Source organism: Streptomyces cavernae, from assembly GCF_004023625.1.
GTDB lineage: Bacteria > Actinomycetota > Actinomycetes > Streptomycetales > Streptomycetaceae > Streptomyces > Streptomyces cavernae.
The window spans coordinates 87006-104929 of record NZ_RPDJ01000006.1; the positions used below are offsets into that span (position 1 = coordinate 87006).

15 protein-coding genes are annotated in these 17924 nt (G+C 71.7%); 6 read left to right on the plus strand and 9 right to left on the minus strand.

Annotated features, from left to right (window positions below; genetic code table 11):
- Window positions 1-88: 88 nt before the first annotated feature.
- On the minus strand, window positions 89-2284 hold the full coding sequence (locus tag EF387_RS16880) for a S1 family peptidase (protein WP_420802586.1): 2196 nt from the start codon (window positions 2282-2284) through the stop codon (window positions 89-91).
- A gap of 70 nt (window positions 2285-2354) precedes the next feature.
- Window positions 2355-2873, minus strand: coding sequence for a hypothetical protein (locus tag EF387_RS16885; RefSeq protein WP_128377387.1), 519 nt, complete (start codon window positions 2871-2873; stop codon window positions 2355-2357).
- Window positions 2874-3722: 849 nt separating this feature from the next.
- Here EF387_RS16885 and EF387_RS16890 point away from each other — a divergent pair.
- Window positions 3723-7313 carry a polymorphic toxin type 17 domain-containing protein gene (locus EF387_RS16890; protein WP_128377388.1) on the plus strand — a complete coding sequence of 1197 codons (3591 nt, stop codon included), beginning with the start codon at window positions 3723-3725 and terminating at the stop codon, window positions 7311-7313.
- Window positions 7313-7810, plus strand: coding sequence for a hypothetical protein (locus EF387_RS16895; RefSeq protein WP_128377389.1), 498 nt, complete (start codon window positions 7313-7315; stop codon window positions 7808-7810). The genes EF387_RS16890 and EF387_RS16895 overlap by 1 nt, the downstream gene beginning before the upstream one ends.
- A gap of 109 nt (window positions 7811-7919) precedes the next feature.
- On the opposite strand, the gene EF387_RS16900 is transcribed toward EF387_RS16895, so the two are convergent.
- Complete coding sequence (locus tag EF387_RS16900) at window positions 7920-8438, minus strand: hypothetical protein (RefSeq protein WP_128377390.1); 519 nt, start codon at window positions 8436-8438, stop codon at window positions 7920-7922.
- Window positions 8439-8870: 432 nt separating this feature from the next.
- On the opposite strand from EF387_RS16900, the gene EF387_RS16905 reads away from it, so the two are divergent.
- Window positions 8871-9824: a DUF72 domain-containing protein gene (locus EF387_RS16905; RefSeq protein WP_128377391.1), complete on the plus strand. Its 954-nt coding sequence runs from the start codon at window positions 8871-8873 to the stop codon at window positions 9822-9824.
- A gap of 164 nt (window positions 9825-9988) precedes the next feature.
- Here the strand turns inward: EF387_RS16905 and EF387_RS16910 are convergent, their stop codons facing one another.
- The gene (locus tag EF387_RS16910) at window positions 9989-10798 is read right to left on the minus strand and encodes an MFS transporter (protein ID WP_128377392.1); all 810 of its coding nucleotides are present in this window, start codon (window positions 10796-10798) and stop codon (window positions 9989-9991) included.
- Here EF387_RS16910 and EF387_RS16915 point away from each other — a divergent pair.
- Entirely contained in the window at window positions 10785-11387 is a 603-nt protein-coding gene (locus tag EF387_RS16915) for a TetR/AcrR family transcriptional regulator C-terminal domain-containing protein (protein ID WP_128377393.1), read from the plus strand. The two genes, EF387_RS16910 and EF387_RS16915, sit on opposite strands and share 14 nt — an antisense overlap.
- 26 nt (window positions 11388-11413) lie before the next feature.
- Here the strand turns inward: EF387_RS16915 and EF387_RS16920 are convergent, their stop codons facing one another.
- The 5 genes from EF387_RS16920 to EF387_RS16940 all read right to left on the minus strand — a co-directional run bounded on the left by EF387_RS16920 (window position 11414) and on the right by EF387_RS16940 (window position 16193).
- Window positions 11414-13540 carry a copper resistance CopC/CopD family protein gene (locus tag EF387_RS16920; RefSeq protein WP_128377394.1) on the minus strand — a complete coding sequence of 709 codons (2127 nt, stop codon included), beginning with the start codon at window positions 13538-13540 and terminating at the stop codon, window positions 11414-11416.
- A 4-nt stretch (window positions 13541-13544) separates the two neighbouring features.
- On the minus strand, window positions 13545-14048 hold the full coding sequence (locus EF387_RS16925) for a hypothetical protein (protein WP_202918294.1): 504 nt from the start codon (window positions 14046-14048) through the stop codon (window positions 13545-13547).
- Window positions 14049-14140: 92 nt separating this feature from the next.
- Window positions 14141-15331: a cation diffusion facilitator family transporter gene (locus tag EF387_RS16930; protein ID WP_128377395.1), complete on the minus strand. Its 1191-nt coding sequence runs from the start codon at window positions 15329-15331 to the stop codon at window positions 14141-14143.
- A 211-nt stretch (window positions 15332-15542) separates the two neighbouring features.
- Window positions 15543-15773 (minus strand): hypothetical protein, encoded by a 231-nt coding sequence (locus EF387_RS16935; RefSeq protein ID WP_128377396.1) that lies wholly within the window; start codon window positions 15771-15773, stop codon window positions 15543-15545.
- 102 nt (window positions 15774-15875) lie between these two features.
- Entirely contained in the window at window positions 15876-16193 is a 318-nt protein-coding gene (locus EF387_RS16940; RefSeq protein ID WP_162467153.1) for a hypothetical protein, read from the minus strand.
- 44 nt (window positions 16194-16237) lie between these two features.
- Between EF387_RS16940 and EF387_RS16945 the strand changes: the two genes are divergently transcribed.
- Together EF387_RS16945 and EF387_RS16950 are read left to right on the plus strand one after the other, a co-directional pair.
- Complete coding sequence (locus tag EF387_RS16945; protein ID WP_238431559.1) at window positions 16238-17008, plus strand: DUF1775 domain-containing protein; 771 nt, start codon at window positions 16238-16240, stop codon at window positions 17006-17008.
- Window positions 17009-17172: 164 nt separating this feature from the next.
- Window positions 17173-17787: an HhH-GPD-type base excision DNA repair protein gene (locus EF387_RS16950; protein ID WP_128377642.1), complete on the plus strand. Its 615-nt coding sequence runs from the start codon at window positions 17173-17175 to the stop codon at window positions 17785-17787.
- The last annotated feature ends 137 nt before the right edge of the window (window positions 17788-17924 follow it).

Consider the following 17924-nt stretch of genomic DNA (forward strand, 5'->3'; position numbering starts at 1 on the left):
TCCCCCAACGACTGTGGGCCCCGGAAGGCACAGTCCTTCCGGGGCCCACTCGGCGCAGGCGCCGGTAGTTGCAAATGGCTACCCGTGGCTAGCGGATTGCCGTGCCGAAGGCCTTGCCCGCGGCGGGGAGGCCGCTCTGACCGGGCTGGTAGGTGGTCACGTTTCCGGTCGTCCCGATCGGGTTCGCCCACGGCAGCGCGTGCACGGCGCCGTAGGTGGCGGGGCCGTTGGGCATGCCGACGTAGAGCCGGGTGCCGGTGGCGTGGATGCTGCTGCCGACGAGCTGGTTCGCACCCGGGGTACCGGGCAGGCCGTTGCCCGCCTCGAGCCAGGAGTCGCCGTCGCCGGGGGCGCCGAGGAGCGAGAAGGTGTGCACCGCGCCGGCTGCCGTGACGCTGCCGATGGCCTCGCCCGGGACACCGACCGCCAGCCGCAGGGTGGCGGCGGTGCCCACCGCGTTCGGTGCGGTGTTCACGGCCGATACCTTCGCACCGACGCGGTCGCCGGTCTCGGCGGTGCCGGTGACGTCGGTGCTCTCCTGGCCGAGGTCGCCGAGCTGGGTCACCGCGCCTGCCGCGGTCACCCGGACGGTGACCACGCGTCCGGCGTCGGCCCGGTTGTCGGTTCCCACCGCGACGGCCTCACCGGGGGCGCCGATGGCGATGATCGAGTCGGTCGCGGCGGCGGCGCCGGAGGGCCGGTAGGCGATCGCGGAGAGGGAGGCGCCGAATTCGTCGTCGGCCTCCGCCGAGCCGCCGATGCCGTCGGTGTCCTGGTCGATGCCCGCCACGGGGGCCGGGATGTTGTCCGAGCTCAGCGCGTGCTTGAGGACCGTCACGCCGCCGGAGGCCTTGTTGGTGCCGATGGCCTCCTGCGGGGCGCCGATCGCGATGTGGTTCGGCGAACCGGTGACCGAGGTGCCCAGCCGGTCGCCGGCCTCCGCTGCTCCCGCCACACCCGGGCTGTCCTGGCCCACCGCGACGTTGACACTGCCGCGCAGGTAGTAGGTGTTGCCCGCGTCCGTGATGGTGCCGGCGTCCTCGCCGGGCACGCCGATCAGCAGGTAAGGCTCGCCGGCCGCGGTGTGTCCGGCGGCGATGGCGTGGCCCATCCGGTCACCGGCCTCCGACGCGCCCGCCTTGATGCCACCCGCGCCTATGCCCTGTTCCAGGGGCAGCGCGGCCTGGCCCTTGGTCAGGCCACCGGGTGCGCCGTACAGCACGGCGACGTGGCCGGCGTCGGCCGCGGTGCCGATGTCCTCGGAGGGCGCGCCGACCGCGAGGTCGGTGCAGCCGTCCTCGTTGTGGTCGAACACCGCGAGCTGCTCGCCGAATCCGTCGCTCGCCTCGGCACTGCCGGGCACGGAGTCGAGGTCCTGGGTGAGCTCCGCGGTGCCCTTGCCGCCCCCGTAGACCACGCGCACGAGTCCGGCGTTCGCGTCGCCGCCGACGGTCGCCTTGGGATCGCCGGCGGCGATGTCCTCGGCGCCGTCGCAGTTGAAGTCGGTGATTGGGGTCGCGCCGACCTTGGCGGTGACCCAGCCGCGTATGTCGTCCACGCGGGTGTCGACCGCGGCCGTGCTGGTGACGGCCGCGTCGATGCCGAAGCAACCGCCCTGCGCGGAGCGGCTGTTGAGGGCAACGAGCTCGATCTTCCCGCCCGCCTCGCGCAGCGCGGGACCTCCGGTGTCGCCCATGCAGACGGCGGCCCCGTTCTTGCCGGTGAGGCCGACCTGGGCGGTCTCCACCTTGTCCACGGTGAAGCTGCCGGTGTGCAGCTTGAGGGGGGCCCACTCGTCCTTGGTGCGGCCGTAACCGGCGATCCGCAGCTCCTCCCCGGCTACGGGTGCGGTGGCGCTGAGGACGGCCGGGGTGACATTGGGGACCGGTCGGGCGAGCCGGGCGAGCACCAGGTCACGGTCGGCGTGGGGCACGAGCTCGATGACGTCGCGCACCTGGCCGTTCGTGGTGGTCAGGTCCGTGCGGCCGATGGTGGCGGTGGTCTTGAGCGCGGGCTTGCCGGTGGGGACCGTCAGGCTCGCTACGGGGTTGTCGGCGAAGCAGCTGGCGGCGGTGAGCAGCCACTGCGCGTCGACCAGGGCACCGGTGCAGGCGCGTTGGCCGTCGCCGATGTCCAGGCGCGCGGTGAAACCGTAGGTGTTGTCGGACGCGGGGGTGCCGGTGACGGCCCGGGCGGGGGCGGCCGTCACGGTCAAAGGCGCCGCGACGAGAACCGCGGCCAGAGCGGCCAGCCCGGCATAGCGGGCGTTGCGTGGGCGATGCATGACCATTTCCTTGAGACGGGATCGGCGGACCGGAAGCGATCGGCCGGTCGAAGAGTCGGCGGGCGGGGCGCTACTTGGAGGTGGTGATCTCCACGAGCACGTGGCTGCGCCCGTCCGGATCGGCGCTTTCCCCGACCGGCGTCCAGGCGTTCTGGTCGACGTCGAAGGTCTTCTCCTCGTTGTCGACGGTCATGTTGACCTCGGTCTGGTAGTCGTTGCCCTTGATTCCGTAGACCGACGGCAGCTCGAGGCTCAGATAGCCCTTGTTTCCGGTGACCCGGAAGCAGACCATCTCCTTGCTGCGTGCCCACACCTCCAGCAGCCCCGTCTGGCTGCCGCACTCGGCGAGGACGATGTGTCCGTCACCCCGCTTGAGGGTGAACCCCCGCTCTTCGAGGATCTTGTCGGCCTGCGGATACGCGAAGTCCTCGACCGCGTACGCCGGGGCTTCACCGGCGACCGAAGCGACCTCCGGGGCCTGCGCGGCACCGGCCGCTTTCCCGTTCCCCGATACGCCGACCGTTCCGACCAGCACTGCCGCACCGGCCGCGGCGATACCCGCAACCAGCACGCGAGAAATCAACCTCATGGGTGTCCCGTTTCCTGTGTCCCTGCGTTGAGAAAAGCGCATGGGAAATTCCCCCAAAAGCGCCGTGCGCGCATGCCGATGTGCATGAGAGACGGTATGCGCGGACGAAGTCGAAAAGAAGTCAGGAATCAGACATAGATGCACATCTGCACACACCGGGCAGACGGCCAACTCCCCCTGTCGCGAACCGCTGTGCCGTTCCTGAGTTCGACTTGACGGATCCATAGCTATCACCCGGGACGGCCCAAGTGAAAGTTTTCTCATAGTGACAGGAGTCACAGAACGTCCGCGGTTCGCGCCAGTACCCTACCCTCCAGTAATGATTACGGGCAGTAGCAGGAAACTCGTCATCAGGGACGGCCGGCAGGGCGGTCGCACCTTGCTTCGTGACCGGCGTTGTCGGTAGTCATGACGGCGGTCCGCGCAGTCGTGTCGGCGGTGCCGACAGGTCCGGGCGCGCCAACGGCGCCCGCGGCGCCCGGCCGATCAGGCCGGCGGGTGCCCGATCCCGACGAGTCACCAAGTGCGGCCGCCGTGCCGCCGGCGGCACTCTCGGATCCCTGCGACGGGGGCGGATCGGCGGCCGGGCGGCCCGGGCCGGCGTGGCCCGAAGGCCATGTCCGAAGGTCCGGGGTGACCTCGGGTCGGAGCCATGTGAAGAATGACTGCTCATCAGGTGTGCGGTGCCATCAGGAAGTTGTGCTGGTTCGCGGATGCGGAACGGATGTCGGTGTCTCGTCGGCGGGCAGCGGCGGGTGGCCGGTACGCGGTGGCGCGTCGTCGCCATGACGACCTCATCGGCATCCCGCCGGGGCGGACCACGCCGGCGGAAAGCAATAGGAGGGGGAAATGAACAAACACAGATGGGCGAGCCGGTCGAGACGGGCGATATCGCCCGACAGCTCGCTGGTGCGGGCCGCGACGGTCGGCGTCACCGCACTCGCCCTGCTGGCCGGGGCCTTCGACACCGCGCTGGCCGACACGGGCACCGGGGCGGTCGGCGCCGTCCTCGCGCAGAGTGAACGGTCCCAGGTGCTGAGCGCCTGGATGACGGGCGGAGATTCCACCAAGCAGGCCGCCGAGAAGGCCCTCACCGGGACGGACGCCGAAGTTCACGAATTCCTCGTGTCGGGCCTGAAGAAGGTGATCGAGGAGGACAACCGATTCGCCGTACTGAAAATACTGAGCAACGCCGGCCCGGGAGTCCGCCAGGCCGCCCAGCAGTCGTTGTCCGGAACTCCCGAGGACATCAACGCATTTCTTTCCAGTGGCTGGAAATCTCCCCAGTTGGACGATCAGCGAGTCGAAGTCCTGCGCGTGATGAACGCCGGTGACCGCGCTGTGCAGACGGCCGGGCAGAAGGCGCTGGACGCGAATACGGATCAGGCTCTGGCCGATTTCCTGTCCACTGGGCAGTACACCGCCCGTGAGGAGGACGAGCGCGTCCAGACCCTCACGATCATGCAACTCGGCGGTCCGAAGGTGAAGGCCGCGGCACAGGCCGCCATGAGCGGATCGGCCCTGGACGTACATGAGTTCGTCGAGAGCGGCCAGCATCTCGCCCGCGCCCGCGACCAGGAGACGATGACCGTCAGGGCACTGGCCGAACTGGCCAAGCGTGCCGGTCAGAAGGCCAAGGCCGAGACGGCGAAGGCCAAGGAGACCTCCGCCAAGGCCGTCACCGCCGCCGCGCAGGCGAAGGCGGCGGCCGAGCGGGCCGCCAAGGAGACCGCCGCCGCCCAGGCGGACGCGGCTCGCGCCTCCAAGGCAGCCGGTCGTGCCGCCGACGCCGCGGACGCCGCCGCAACCGCGGCGAGCACCGCGATCCGCGCCTCCAACGAGGCCACGTCCGCCGCTCGTACGGCGGCCAACGCCGCCTCCGCGGCGGCAGCCGCCGCAGCGGCCGCCGGACAGGCCGCGGCCAACGCCTACAGTTCCGCCACGGCCGCGTCCAAGGACGCCGCGCAGGCGGACGCCGCCACCGCCGCCGCAAAGACCGCCCGGACCGCGGCGGTCAACGCCCGCAACGCGGCCGACGCGGTCCTCAACGCGCTGAACGCCGTGGTTCAGGCGATCAACTCCGCACAGGCCGCGGCCAGCGCGGGCCAGAACGCCGCCGCCGCGGCCACCGCGGCCGCCGAGGCGGGTGCCCAGGCGAACGTCGCGTCCGCCGAGTCCCGCCGCGCCGCCGAGGCCGCGGCCCGTGCCCGCCGTGCGGCGGCCACCGCGACCAGGGCCGCGGGCGACGCCGAGGCGCTGGCCAACAAGGCCGCGGCCGCCGCCCGTCAGTCCCGCGCGGCCGCCATCTCCGCGGCCGAACACGCGGATGCCGCGGCCAAGGCCGCAGACGAGGCCGTGCAGTTCGCGGGCCAGGCCAAGGACTACGCCAACAAGTCCGCCAAGCACGCCACCGCCGCGCTCGCCGCGGCGAAGGTGGCCACCGACGCCGTGGACGAGGCCCGCAGCGTGGAGGCGACCGCTCGCGAGGCGGAGGCCGCCCAGCTCAAGAACGACCAGGACGCCTCCATCCAGGTCGCCGAGGAGATCAAGAAGCGGGAGGACGCGGCCGAGGCGAAGGAATCCACCGCGGTGGCCGAGGCCGACCGCCGCAGCGCCGAGACCAAGGAGCTGCTCGCCGCCGCCCGCGCCGAGGGCGCCGAAGCGGCGGTCGTCGCGGCGAAGGGCCGCGCTGCCGCGATCCACATCCTGACCGACGGCGGCCCCTGGTCCCAGCAGGCCGCCCAGGCAGCTCTGACCGGCACGGACGAGGACGTCCGCGAGTGGGTCCGTACCGGCTACGGCATCGCCGCCGAGCAGGACGACCGGGCACAGGCTCAGCACCTGAAGGAGACCGGTTCGGCAGCGCTCAAGGCCGCCGCCGCGCAGGCGTTGGCCGGAACGCACGCCGATGTCGTGCGGTTCCTTGAGACGGGGCAGCACACCGTCCAGGCCGACGACTACCGCGTCAGGGTTCTGGAGATCGCCGACAAGGGTGGCCCCGGTGTGAAGCGGGCCGCGAGCGCCGCCATCGACAAGGGCACCACCGGCGCACTGCTGGAATTCCTGGAGAAGGGGCAGCACACCGCCCGTGAGGAGGACGACCGGGCCGAGACCCTGAGGATCCTCGAGACCGGCGGCGCACAGACCGAGGCAGCGGCCCGGGTCGCCCTGGCCGGCTCGGCCGGGATGCTGCGCGACTTCGTGAACAGCATCCAGTACAAGACGGCACAGCAGGACTTCGAGCAGGCCGCCCACGTGGCCGGCGTGCGCAAGCTGATCGCCCAGGGCGCCCGCGCCGCGGCCACCGCCAACCAGAACGCGTACCAGGCGGCCGAAGCAGCGGCCAAGGCCAGGAATGCGGCCATCGAGGCGGCCGGTCACGCCAAGGACGCCCAGGACTCGGCCGCCAAGGCAGCCGGTTACGCCAAGGACGCCGACAAGTCCGCGGACGAGGCGGAGGACTCCGCCGCGCGGGCCCGCACCTCGGCGGACCAGGCCAAGAACGCCGCCGCCACCGCCAACCAGGCGGCCGCGGCCGCGGGCGAGTCCGCGCACCAGGCCGCCGCATCGGCGTCCCGCGCGGCGGCTTCCGCCGACTACGCCTACAGCCAGGCCTCCGCGGCCGCGGCCTCGGCCACAGCGGCGGGCAAGTCCGCCACCGAAGCCGCGAAGGTCGCGGGCGAGGCGCTGAAGAGCGCCCTGAAGCAGCTCGTCGAGGAGCTGAAGGAGCAGGGGGAGGAGGCCAGCCCGGTCGAGGGCGACGGCCAGAAGGACTACCCGGCGTCGGACGAGGACCTCGAAGGTGAGGGCGGTCTGTCGGCCGCCGACAAGGCGAAGCTGGTCCTGGACATCACCGGCATGTTCGACCCGACGCCCGCCAGCGACGGCACCTCGGGCCTGATCAGTCTCTTCCAGGGCGACTGGAGCGGCGCCGGGCTCTCCCTGGCCGCGTTCATCCCGTACGCGGGTGACGCTCTCGCCAAGCCGGCCAAGTTCGCCAAGTACCTGGACAAGTTCGAGCACCTCGCCAAGTACGCAGACGACCTCGACTGGGTCGGCAACGCGATCAAGAGCATGAAGCACCTGTCGCCCAGCCAGTACGGCGAGGCGCTCCAGAAGCTCAACAGTCTGGCGGGCGACGCGAGCAAGGCGTACAAGAACAAGAACTGGCTCGCCACCGCCAAGAAGTACGACCTGCCGACGGACGGACCCATCCCGTACGTGCCCCCCAAGAAGTGGGACCCCAAGCGGCCCCAGGTCAGGGGCGGCGGCTTCCCGGACAAGTACGGCAACATCTGGACCCGCGCCAAGGACGGCAAGGACGAGTGGGACGTTCAGATCCCCAAGGGCAAGGGCTTCGAGACGTTCGCGGGCAGCAAGAATCAGGGGAAGGACTTCTCCCACGCCAACATCTCCAAGAAGGGATACGTGACCCACTGATGCGGTTCTCCCCGGACGACGTGGTCTTCCGCGTCAGCTGCAACCTGGAGCAGGTGAGCACTGCCGAGGCGGCGTTGCGCGCCTGGCTGCCACTGGTCGCCGAACTCCGCCCGCGCGCGGTGGAGTTCGCGGAAGCCGACCCGGACGGTCTGCGCCGGGGCTTCCTCGCCGACCTTCTCGTCGTCTCCCCTCTCGCGGGAGCGGGACAGCCGGCCGACCGGCTGCGCGCCACGGCAGGGCCGCTCGCCGAGCGGCTGGGCCTGGACGCGGCCGGGTTCGAGGTCGACGAAGAAGGCACCGGTGGTGTGGCGAGCCTGAAGGCCGTCACCGGAGAGGGCTCCGAGGCCGTCACCGGAGAGGGCTCCGAGGCCGTCGCCGGAGAGGGTGAGGGTGCGCCCTACGGGGCGTACCTCCTCCTCGCCATGATCGGCGCGGACCCCTCGAACCCCGAGGGGGACGAGGCGGACTACGAGGACACGGGCGAAGACCTGATCTGAACCACCGCCTGATGTGCGAGGCCCCGACCGATCACAGTCGGGGCCTCGCCCTGTTCCGTGCGGCTCTGTGGTGCGCACCCCCGGTCACCCACGGCAGGTGGCGGCGGCCTCAGTGGGACAGGGCCGCTTTGGCGGCGATGATGATCAGTCCCAGCACGAGGTTGACGGCGCCCTCGGCGACCACGTGCGAACGCGAGACGCCTGCCCGGGCCGCACCCAGGCAGGCCCAGAAGACCTGTTGGCCCACGGCGATGCCCAGGGCCAGCCACTCGGTCGTGGACAGGTCCATTCCCAGGAGAGGGCTGACCGCCACGGTGACCGCGGGCAGGACGGAGGCCTCGACGATCGGCCACTCGTGTACGGCCACCCGGCGCATCTCACTGCGGGTCCAGGGCCGGCCCAGTGGACGCTCCCCCGCCAGGCGCGCGTAGACGTGCGCCGCCCAGAACACCAGCCCCGTGATCAACAGGAGCAGCGCGAGCTGGAGCCGCGGATACTCGCCGACGGAGCCGGCGGTGGCCACGACCGAGGCGGCCAGCAAGGACCCGTACACGGCACCGGCGAAGTCGGTCCGGGGTCCGTCGGGTGTGCTGACGCGGTCCGCGGGTGGGGCCGTGGGGCGGCTCACCTGCTCACCGTACGTCGCGAGGGTCCCGGCCGCCTTTTGCGTTCGCCCGGGCGGGCGTGAGTGCTCCGGGGCGTGCGGGTGTGCGGCGTGGGTTCGCCCGGGGCGTGCGGGTGCGCGGCGTGCGTTCGCCCGGGGCGTGCGGGTGCGCGGCGTGCGTTCGCCCGGGGCGTGCGGGTGTGCGGCGTGCGTTCGCCCGGGTGCGTGCTGCCCTTGCCCCTGCGGCTGGTCCAGCGGCGTGCGTTCGCCGGGGCGTGCGGGTGCGCGGCGTGCGTTCGCCCGGGGCGTGGGGGTGTACGAACGGGGGCAGCCGTCCGCGCACGGTCCACGGTCCACCGGCGGCCGTCGTCCCCCGATACCGTTCGCCGTGACGGGTTCCCGGCTGCCACGCCGGAGAGGCCCTCTTACTTCCCCCGACCCGGGTACCCGGGCCCCATGGGCGAGTCGGGAGTCACAGCAAGGGCGGGCTGGACCGCCGGGGTTCGTGTCGGCACCTGTTCCTGGACGGACCGTGACCTGCTGTCCAGCGGCTGGTATCCACCGGGGTGCCGGGACGCGGAGGGGCGACTGCGGTACTACGCCTCACGGTTCCCCGTGGTGGAGGTCGACGCCGGGTACTACGCCCTGCCCGGCGTGCGCAACAGCAGACTCTGGACCGAGCGGACGCCGAACTGTTTCCGGTTCGACGTGAAGGCGTTCTCGCTGCTCACCGGGCACCCGACACCGACCGACCGATTACCCGTCGAGCTGCGGGCCGCGGTCGCGGGCAGGCGGCGGGCGTACGACGATCGTGGACTCCTCGACGAGGTCTGGGCGCGCTTCGCCACCGCCCTCGAACCGCTGCGGGCCGCCGGGCGGCTCGGCAGTGTGCTCTTCCAGTTCCCGCCGTGGTTCACACCCGGTGCCCGGGCCGAGGCCCTGCTACGGGAGTGCCGGGACCGCACCGACGGCTGGCCCGTCTCCGCCGAGTTCCGGGATCCCTCGTGGTGGCGCGCCGACCGAGCGGACACCACCTGTGCGCTCCTCACCGAGCTGGAGATGAGCACCGTCGCGGTCGACATGACGCAGTCGCTGCCCACGTCCATGCCTCCGGTCACCCAGGTCACCTCGCGTCGGCTCGCGCTGGTGCGCTTCCACGGCCGCAACGAAGCCTGGGGCACCGGCTCGAAGGAGGAGCGGTTCCGGCACCGCTACTCGGAGTGTGAGCTCGAGGAATGGATCCCGCGCATCCGGGTCATGGCCGAGCGGGCCGACGAGGTGCACGTCCTGTTCAACAACTGCTGCGCCGACGCGGCAGTGAGCTCGGCGGAGTCGATGCGACGGTTACTCGGGCTCCCGGAGGGGTGCGCCCGTGAAGGATGTCGGGCCCATGAAGGATCCCGCGGCTAGGGATCTCTTCATGAGGAAGGCCCGATGAAGAATGACCTGGCGTTCGCCGCCGAGGCGATGCCCCTGATGGATCCCGTGCCCGTACGCCCGAAGGCCCCGACCGGGTAACCCGGTCGGGGCCCTCACGCCGTACGCTTCGGCTGGCCTCCCGGCTCCTTTCCCGCTCAGCGAGCCGCGTGTGCGTGTCCCGACACGGGTTCCTTCACCGAACGACTCGCGGAACTACTCGAGGACCCCGGTACCGGGCCACTCCCGCGGTGGAACTCGCCTTCACCCTCGTCCAACACCGCCACCGAGTCCGCCGCGTCCACCGAGTCCGTCGCGTCCGCCGAGCCCGCTGTGTCCGCGGCGTCCGCGTCGCCCTTCCGGCCGCCCCCGCGGATCAGCACCGCCGCCACCGCCGCGGCGGCGACGACCCCCGCGGCCCCGGCCAGGAAGCTGCCCGACATGGCGTTGGTGAAGGCCTCGCGGGCCGTGGCCACCAGGCTCGAGTCGCCGGTCGCCAGGGCGTCCGCGACCGAGTGGCGGGCCGCGGCGGGAGCCGAGGCCGGCATCGAGGAGGTGTACGTGCTGAAGAGGACGGCACCCATGACCGCGACGCCCAGCGCCGCGCCGGCCTGCTGGATGGTGTCGTTCAGGGCGGAGCCGACACCGGCGTGCTCCTCCGGGACCGCACCGAGCAGCGCGGCGGTCGTGGCCGGCATCGCCAGGCCGGCGCCGGCACCCATCAGCAGCATCGCGGCGGTCAGCAGTCCGAAGCCGTCACCCTGCGAGAGCGTGGCGAGGACGGCGAAGCCGGAGGCGATGACCAGCAGGCCGCCCACGGCCAGCGCTCGGTTGCCGATCTTCTGGGCGAGCGCCGCGCCGACCCCGTTGAACAGCAGCGAGGCGACCGCCAGCGGCAGGAAGGCCAGACCCGTCTCGGTCGGTGTGTAGCCCTCGACGAACTGGAGGTACTGGGTGAGGACCAGCATCAGCCCGCACGTCTCCAACAAGGACGAACTGATCGAACTGGTCGTCGACCAGGTGTACGGCGAGGTCGAGGTACCGGAACCGGACGCCGCGGGGGGCTGGCGGTCCGCCGCCGTCCGCTGCGCGCACAGCCTGCGCGAGACGTTCCTGCGCCACCCGTGGATCGTCTCCGTGCTCGGCGAGTCGGGCGTCGCCTACCTGGGACCGAACCTGATGCGAATGTCCGAGGACCTGCTCGGCGTCTTCGAGGCGGCGGGCTTCGACCTGGAGGCCTCCGACCGTGCCATGAACACGATGATCGCGTACGTCATCGGCGTGGCCACCGTCGAGGCGGCCTGGCTGACCAAGGTCGCCCGCAGCGGTCGCAGCGAGGACGAGTGGCTCCGGCATCTGCTGCCCGCCGCCGGTCAGGCCGTCCAGGGCTACCCGCGGCTGCGGCGTCTGTACGAGTCCCAACTCTCCGACGGCGCGGGCGCCGGCCGGGAGGACACCTTCAAACTCGGCCTCGACTGCGTCCTGGACGGCCTGGAGGCACGACTGGGCAGTACCGCACGACTGGACAGTACCGATGGAGGCCCGACTCGGCCGTAACGGCCGACCGAGCGGGCCTCGTCGGGTCAGTAGATCTTGACGATCCTGGAGACGGTGACCTGGTCGATGTCGGTGGTACGGATGGTTGCCTTCATCGTCCAGGTGCCGGCGATGGGGAGGTTGACGCTCTCCGTGGCCCAGTAGCCGCCCCGGTTCGTGAGCCGGGCGTCCAGCGGACCGATCTTCTGCTTCGCCAGGGTGAAGCTGAGCCGGATCTCGGGGACGGTCGCGATACCGCCGTCGGGTCCGAAGATCACGCACTCGACGGTGTTCTCGCCGACCTTGCCGGGTTCCATGAGGACCTGCACCTTGCCCCGGCCGTTCGGAGTCCCGACGTCGAAGGGGATCATCGTGGTGGACGCCGTGCGCTGACCGACGCCGGCCTCGGCCATCGCCGCGGCGGTCTCCAGCTCTGCCCGGCCCGGCTGGGTGCCGGTGAGGGCGGTGGTGAGCACCAGCACCAGCACGCCGACCATCACTTCGACCAGCACGGACAGCCGCAGCCGGCCCCGTACGACCAACTGCGGGGCCGACTGCCGGGCCGACTGCGCCGGGGCGGCGACGGTGTCGGCGCTGTCACCGCTGTGGGACGAGCCGTTGCGGTCGGACGGGCCGTTGCGGTCGGTCGAGCTGTCGTCATCGCCGTCACTGTCACCGTCACCGTCACCGCCTCCGGCACCGGAGGAGTCGTCGAGACCGGACGAGCGGTCACCGGCGCCCGGCGCCGACGCGGTTTCCGTGACCGCGCGGCCCGCCTCCGCGGCAACGGCACCCACCCGCACCGTGACCTTCTCGGCCACCGCCTCGGACTCGCGCTCCGACGCGGGCTCCACTTCCCGCACGGGCTCCGCTTCGGACGTCGTCGCGGATGTCGTCGCGGACGTCCCCGCGGACGTGGTCGCGGAGTCCGTGCCGCGCTCCGTCTCCGGCTTCGCCGCGGCCCCTGCGCCCCCTGGCGCCCGCAGCAGCTTTCCGGTCCAGCGCCGCGAGAACGCCGCAGCCGCGACCAGGGCCACCACGGCACCCGTCTTCACCATGAGGAGTTCGCCGTACTCGGTGGAGGTCAGGGCCTCCCAGGAGCCGAGGCCCCGCCAGGACTGGTAGACACCGGTGACGACCAGCACGGCCACCGAGGTGAACGCCAGCTGGGAGAAACGGGTGACGGCGGCCGCGGGCAGCTCCGTGTCCCGTCCCGCCTGCAACGCCGTGAGCAGCGCGACCAGCCCACCCAGCCACACCCCCATCGCCAGCAGGTGCAGCACGGACGAGGTCATCGCCAGCGGTACCTGAGTGCCTGCGGAGGCGTGTTCGGCGACGGCCCAGGTGACGGCCAGCGCGAGGGCGAGCAGCACCCCCACCACCTGCTCGGCACGCTTCGGCTTCTCCTCGGCGCGGGAGCGGGCGACCAGCCGGACGAGGAAGACCGCGACCCCGGCCATCAGCACCAGCCGCGCCACCAGCGCCAGACCCGGACGGCTCTCCAGCGTCCGGCCCAGCAGCGAGAGGTCGAGGATGCCGGAAGGGCTGCCGCCCGACTCGTACGGACCCCGCAGCGGCAGCAGTGCCACCGTGGACCCCAGCAGGGTCCACCAGCCGATCTGCAGCAGTCGCCGCAGCGGACGGACCGTCAGACCCGTGGGCCAGCAGACCAGGACGAAGGTCGTGGCGCCGATCAGCAGCGCCAGGCCGCCGTAAGCGATGTACCGGCCTGCGTCGTAGAGCGCGCTGGATGCCGGATCCTCCTGCGGGCCGACTTCCGCAGCCGTCTCGGAGGGCGCGCCGATCGAGAAGGTGAACGCGCCGGAGATCGGGTGGCTGTCGGAGGAGACCACGCGCCAGGCGACCGTGTACGTGCCGTCCGGCAGGCCGTCGCGGAGCTGGACGCGGGCCGTCTCGCTGCGGCCCTTCACATGGGCCGCGTTGGTCTCGTTGATCCGGCGGTTTCCGGGGTCGAGCACCCGCAGCGAGTCTTCGGACAGGCCGACCGATTCGGTGAAGGTCAGCGTGACCTGCCGGGGCGCGGTCTTCAGGACCGTCCCGTCGCGCGGGTCGGTGCTGCGCAGTGCGGAGTGCGCCGAGGCCGGCCCCGCGCCCGCGAGCAGCAGGGCGGCTATGGAGGCGATGACGGCGAGCAGGGAGAGAACGCGGCGCATGCGGTTACCCGCTCGCGCTCTGCGAGGCGACGGGGCCCTGCGGCGCCGGGCCCTGGGAGCCGGTGCCCTGCGAGCCGGTGCCCTGCGACGGGCGGACCGAGGTGTCCTCGATCCATCCGCCCACCTTCTTGCGGAGCTTCCCCAGCAGGGCGGGCTCCGCCGTGATCGCCCAGCGTGGGCCGACCAGGTACTTCCCGCCGTACATGCTCGCGGTGTCGAGCCAGATCTTCTTGAACTTCTCCTGCGGGAACGTGGTGATGAGGTAGTCGCCGAGGTCGGTCTTGCAGACGCCCTCGCGCAGCTCGGTGTTGTCCGAGCGAATGCTGACCCTGCAATCCGTCAGGTCGGCGATCTTCTCGATGTTGGCCGGCGCCGCGGCGACCGTCTTCGCCCGTTGCTTCGGGGAGTCGTTCGACCTGTCCGCGCTCTTGTCCGCCGAGCACCCCACGGCCAGGACCATGCCCCCGGTCAGTGCCGCACTCAACAGGATGCCTCGCTGTCGCACCACGTCGTGTCGTCTCCGTGTCGGGATTCTGGTTCTCGTATCTCGTGTTACGTACGGACGGATCCGCTGTAACGCTCACCGCAGACCACGGCGGATCAGTGCGGATGTGGTTCCTCGCGGTGGGCCGGGCCGTGCGGGTCCTCGCAGTGCATCATCACCTGGAGCACTTCCTCGGGCGCGTGATCCACCTGGAGGGTGGTGTGGGTGATGCCGTACCCGTGGCGCAGTAGTTCCTCCAAGTCACGGCGCACGGCGTGGCAGTCGCCCCCCGGTTCCACCAGCACATGCGCGGACAGGGCCGTCTGACCCGACGTGATCTGCCACACGTGCAGATCGTGGATCTCGACGACGCGCGCCTGCGCCACGAGTTCGTCGCCCAGCTCGTCCGGGTCGAGATGGGCCGGGGCGGCCTCCAGGAAGATCCGGCCGGACTCGCGCAGCAGCCCGTACCCCGCCTTCACCATCAGCGCCACGACCACGAGGGTGGCGATGGCGTCGGCGCGGGCGAAGCCCGTCAGGATCACCACCAGACCGGCGACGGCGGTCCCGATGAACGCGAAGAGGTCGTTCAGCACGTGCTGGTAGGCGCCCTCGACATTGAGAGAGGAACGATTGGCCCGGGACAGGCACCAGGTGGCGATCAGGTTCACGACGATGCCGGCCAGCGCGGTGCCGAGCACCAGGCCGCCCTCCACCTCCGGCGGCTCGAGCAGCCGGCGGACCGCCTCGTAGGCGAGCCAGGCGCCCAGGAGCAGCAGGGTGAGGCCGTTGGCCTGGGCGGAGAGGATCTCGGCGCGCTTCAGGCCGTAGGTGTAGCCGCCGCGGGCCGGGCGCGCGGCGAGCCGCATCGCGATCAGGGCGAGCACGATCGAGGCGGCGTCGGTGAGCATGTGCGCCGCGTCGGAGATCAGCGCGAGGGAGTCCGCGATCACACCGACGACGACCTCGGCGGCCATGAAGGTCGTGATCAGTCCGAGCGCGAGGCCGAGCCAGCGGCGATCGGCGTCGGCGGAGATGCCGTGGGAATGCCCGCCCGGACCGTGGCTGTGCCCGTGACTGTGACCGTGGCTGTTGCTGTGCTCGTGGCTGCCGCTGTTGCCGTTGCCGTGTTCGTGACTGTCGCTGTGGTCGTGGCTGTTGCTGTGCTCGTGACCGTGGCGATCGTTCTTGCGGTGGCTCTTGTCGCTCTGGTGGCCTCGCGCACCGTGGGCGTGGTCACCCGAGCCGCGCGGCGCCCGGCTCTCCGGGCCGCCGTTCGGTTCGTACTCATGGCGATGATCGCTCATGGTGTCCACGCCTTCCCGCGCCGTCGACCGACGCCTCGATGGCAGTGAAACGCATGGGGCGTCGGATCGCCAAAGGCTGCATCGGTGACCGTTGTCATGACCGTTAAGACCGCCCTGAACTGCGCCTTCTCCGGGGTCGACGGATCCGGCCGAGGGATTCGCGGGACGAGGCGGCGAGCGCCGGGGGATGATGGACGGCCATGTTGTCCGATCACCGAGCGCCGAGCGCCAGAACCACGGCGAGCGCCAGCCGGGCGGGCGTCGGCGTCCGCGTCGCGTTGTTCGCCGGTCTCGGCAGCGTCCTCGCGGTGCTCGGCCACCACTCGGTGGCCGAGGGCCCGGTGCCGTGGCGGCTGATCGGCGCGGCGATGGCGGCGCAGTGCGCCGGGGCGTGGCCACTGGCCAGGCGGCGGTACCCGCTCGGCGCGACCGTGCTGTTCACCCTGGCGGCGCAGGGAGCCCTCCATCTCGCGCTGAGCCGGCGCCGTACGGCGGCCGGGGCACACGACCACGCGTCGGCGCCGGCGGACGACGCGGTCTGGCATCAGGACGGGGCGGCCATGACAACGGTCCACGCTTCCTCCGCCATGGTGGTCGCCTGGCTGCTGCACCGGGCGGACGTCCGGATCGCCGAGGCGCTGCGCGGCCTGGTCGCCCGGGTACTGCCGAGCGTGCGCGTGACGGCGGGGGCGCTTCCGGAGCCGGTGCGGACGGTGACCCGTGCGGACGTCCCGGTGCGGGTGACCTGGGAAGTGCTGGAGCACACGGTGGTGCGCAGGGGACCACCGCGGGCGGATGTCCCCCACGCCACCACCCGCAAGGCCGGGCCCCGGCCCGGCCGCCCACGGACCCATCGGTCCATCAGCAAGGAGTTCCCCTGTGTCGGCCCGCACTACGGCATCTGCCGTGACGCCCGCAACGCCGCCCCGGCGTCGTACCACTCGCACCACCCGCCTGGGCCTCGTGGCCGCGGCCACGGTGACCTTCTCGTTCGCCCTGACGACCGCGGCCTTCGCCCATGTGGAGGTCGAGGCCGACAAGGCGCAGGCACTCGCCCGGAACGTCACGCTCACCGTCACCTCCGAGGCCGAGAACGCCTCCGCCGGTTTCACCTCGGTGCGGATCGTGCTGCCCGAGGGCATCGCGCCCGCTGACGTCTCGCTGGCCGAGGGGCCCAAGGGCTGGAAGCTGAAGCCCGCCGCCGACGGCTACTCCGTCAGCGGCCCGAAGCTGGCCAACGGGACCGACGCCGTGCACAAGATACGGATCAAGCAGTTGCCGGACGCCGAGGAGCTGGCGTTCAAGGCGGTGGAGACCTACAGCGACGGCAAGGTCTCCCGGTGGATCGAGCTGCCGACCGGCGGGGAGGAGCCGGAGCAGCCGGCGCCGGTGCTCGAACTCAAGGCGGCGGCACCCGGCGCCAAGCCGCTCTCCCCGAGCTCCCGCTCCAGCCCGACCACGAACCCGAACCAGTCCGCCACCGCCTCGGCCTCCCCGTCCACGGAGAAGCCCTCCGCGTCGGAGTCCACCGCGTCGCAGGAGCCGTCCGCCGAGGCGGCCGAGAAGAACGACGACGACAGCTCCTCGTCCGGTTTGCTGATCGGCGTCATAGTCGTCGCCCTGCTGGCGGCGGGCGGCGGAACGTGGTGGCTGCTGAGGCGGAGGGCCACGGCGTAGGCCTCCGACAGTCCGGTCCGGTCCGGTCGGCGCGGCCCCGGCCGAGCCGAAGCGGACCGGCCGGGCGGGAGCCGAGCCCCGCCCGCGCCGGAAGGCCTGGACCAGGGCGGGCCGCGAGTACCCCTGGACTGCGCCCCGTGCCAGCACGCGCGATTATCGAGGACATGGACGTCACCCTGCACCTCGCACAGCAGCCCGAAGCCGACGCGCTGCTCGGCCGGAGTCCACTGGCCGCGCTCGTCGGCATGCTCCTCGATCAGCAAGTGCCGATGGAGTGGGCGTTCACGGGCCCGTACACCATCGCCCGGCGTATGGAGTCCGACGATCTCAACGCGCACGAGATCGCCGCGTACGACCCCGAGGCCTTCGCCACGCTGCTCTCCACCAAGCCCGCGGTGCACCGCTACCCGGGGTCCATGGCCAACCGGATCCAGCAGCTGTGCCAGTACCTCGTCGAGCACTACGACGGGGACGCCGCCGCCGTCTGGGACGGAGTCGACAGCGGTGCGGAGTTGCTGCGGCGTCTGAAGGAACTGCCCGGATTCGGCACCCAGAAGGCCCAGATCTTCCTCGCCCTGCTGGGCAAACAGCTCGGCGTCCACCCGGAGGGCTGGCGGGAGGCAGCCGGGGCATACGGGGAGGCCGGGTCGTTCCGGTCGGTGGCGGACATCACCGGCCCGGAGTCCCTGACGAAGGTACGCGCGCACAAGCAGGAGATGAAGGCGGCGGCCAAGGCCGCGAAAGCCGCCAAAGCCACCCGGGCGCCCGGGGCGAAGTGAACCGCTGACCACCCTCGTGGGCGTCGCGACCGTGCCGTCCGACCCCGTTCACCGGTTCGGACGGTCGACGTAAGTCTGACAGAAGTACCGGTTCGCCCATATTTGAGGCGGCATTTCCAGGGGCACTCTCCGCCGCC

Excerpts from the sequence above, each read along its gene's own strand:
- EF387_RS16890 (WP_128377388.1), top strand. The coding sequence starts at position 3,723 with ATGAACAAACACAGATGGGCGAGCCGGTCGAGACGGGCGATATCGCCC.
- EF387_RS16910 (WP_128377392.1), bottom strand. The coding sequence starts at position 10,798 with ATGCTGGTCCTCACCCAGTACCTCCAGTTCGTCGAGGGCTACACACCG.
- EF387_RS16885 (WP_128377387.1), bottom strand. The coding sequence starts at position 2,873 with ATGAGGTTGATTTCTCGCGTGCTGGTTGCGGGTATCGCCGCGGCCGGT.
- EF387_RS16950 (WP_128377642.1), top strand. The coding sequence starts at position 17,173 with ATGGACGTCACCCTGCACCTCGCACAGCAGCCCGAAGCCGACGCGCTG.
- EF387_RS16940 (WP_162467153.1), bottom strand. The coding sequence starts at position 16,193 with ATGGACCGATGGGTCCGTGGGCGGCCGGGCCGGGGCCCGGCCTTGCGG.
- EF387_RS16880 (WP_420802586.1), bottom strand. The coding sequence starts at position 2,284 with ATGCATCGCCCACGCAACGCCCGCTATGCCGGGCTGGCCGCTCTGGCC.
- EF387_RS16930 (WP_128377395.1), bottom strand. The coding sequence starts at position 15,331 with ATGAGCGATCATCGCCATGAGTACGAACCGAACGGCGGCCCGGAGAGC.
- EF387_RS16895 (WP_128377389.1), top strand. The coding sequence starts at position 7,313 with ATGCGGTTCTCCCCGGACGACGTGGTCTTCCGCGTCAGCTGCAACCTG.
- EF387_RS16905 (WP_128377391.1), top strand. The coding sequence starts at position 8,871 with ATGGGCGAGTCGGGAGTCACAGCAAGGGCGGGCTGGACCGCCGGGGTT.
- EF387_RS16920 (WP_128377394.1), bottom strand. The coding sequence starts at position 13,540 with ATGCGCCGCGTTCTCTCCCTGCTCGCCGTCATCGCCTCCATAGCCGCC.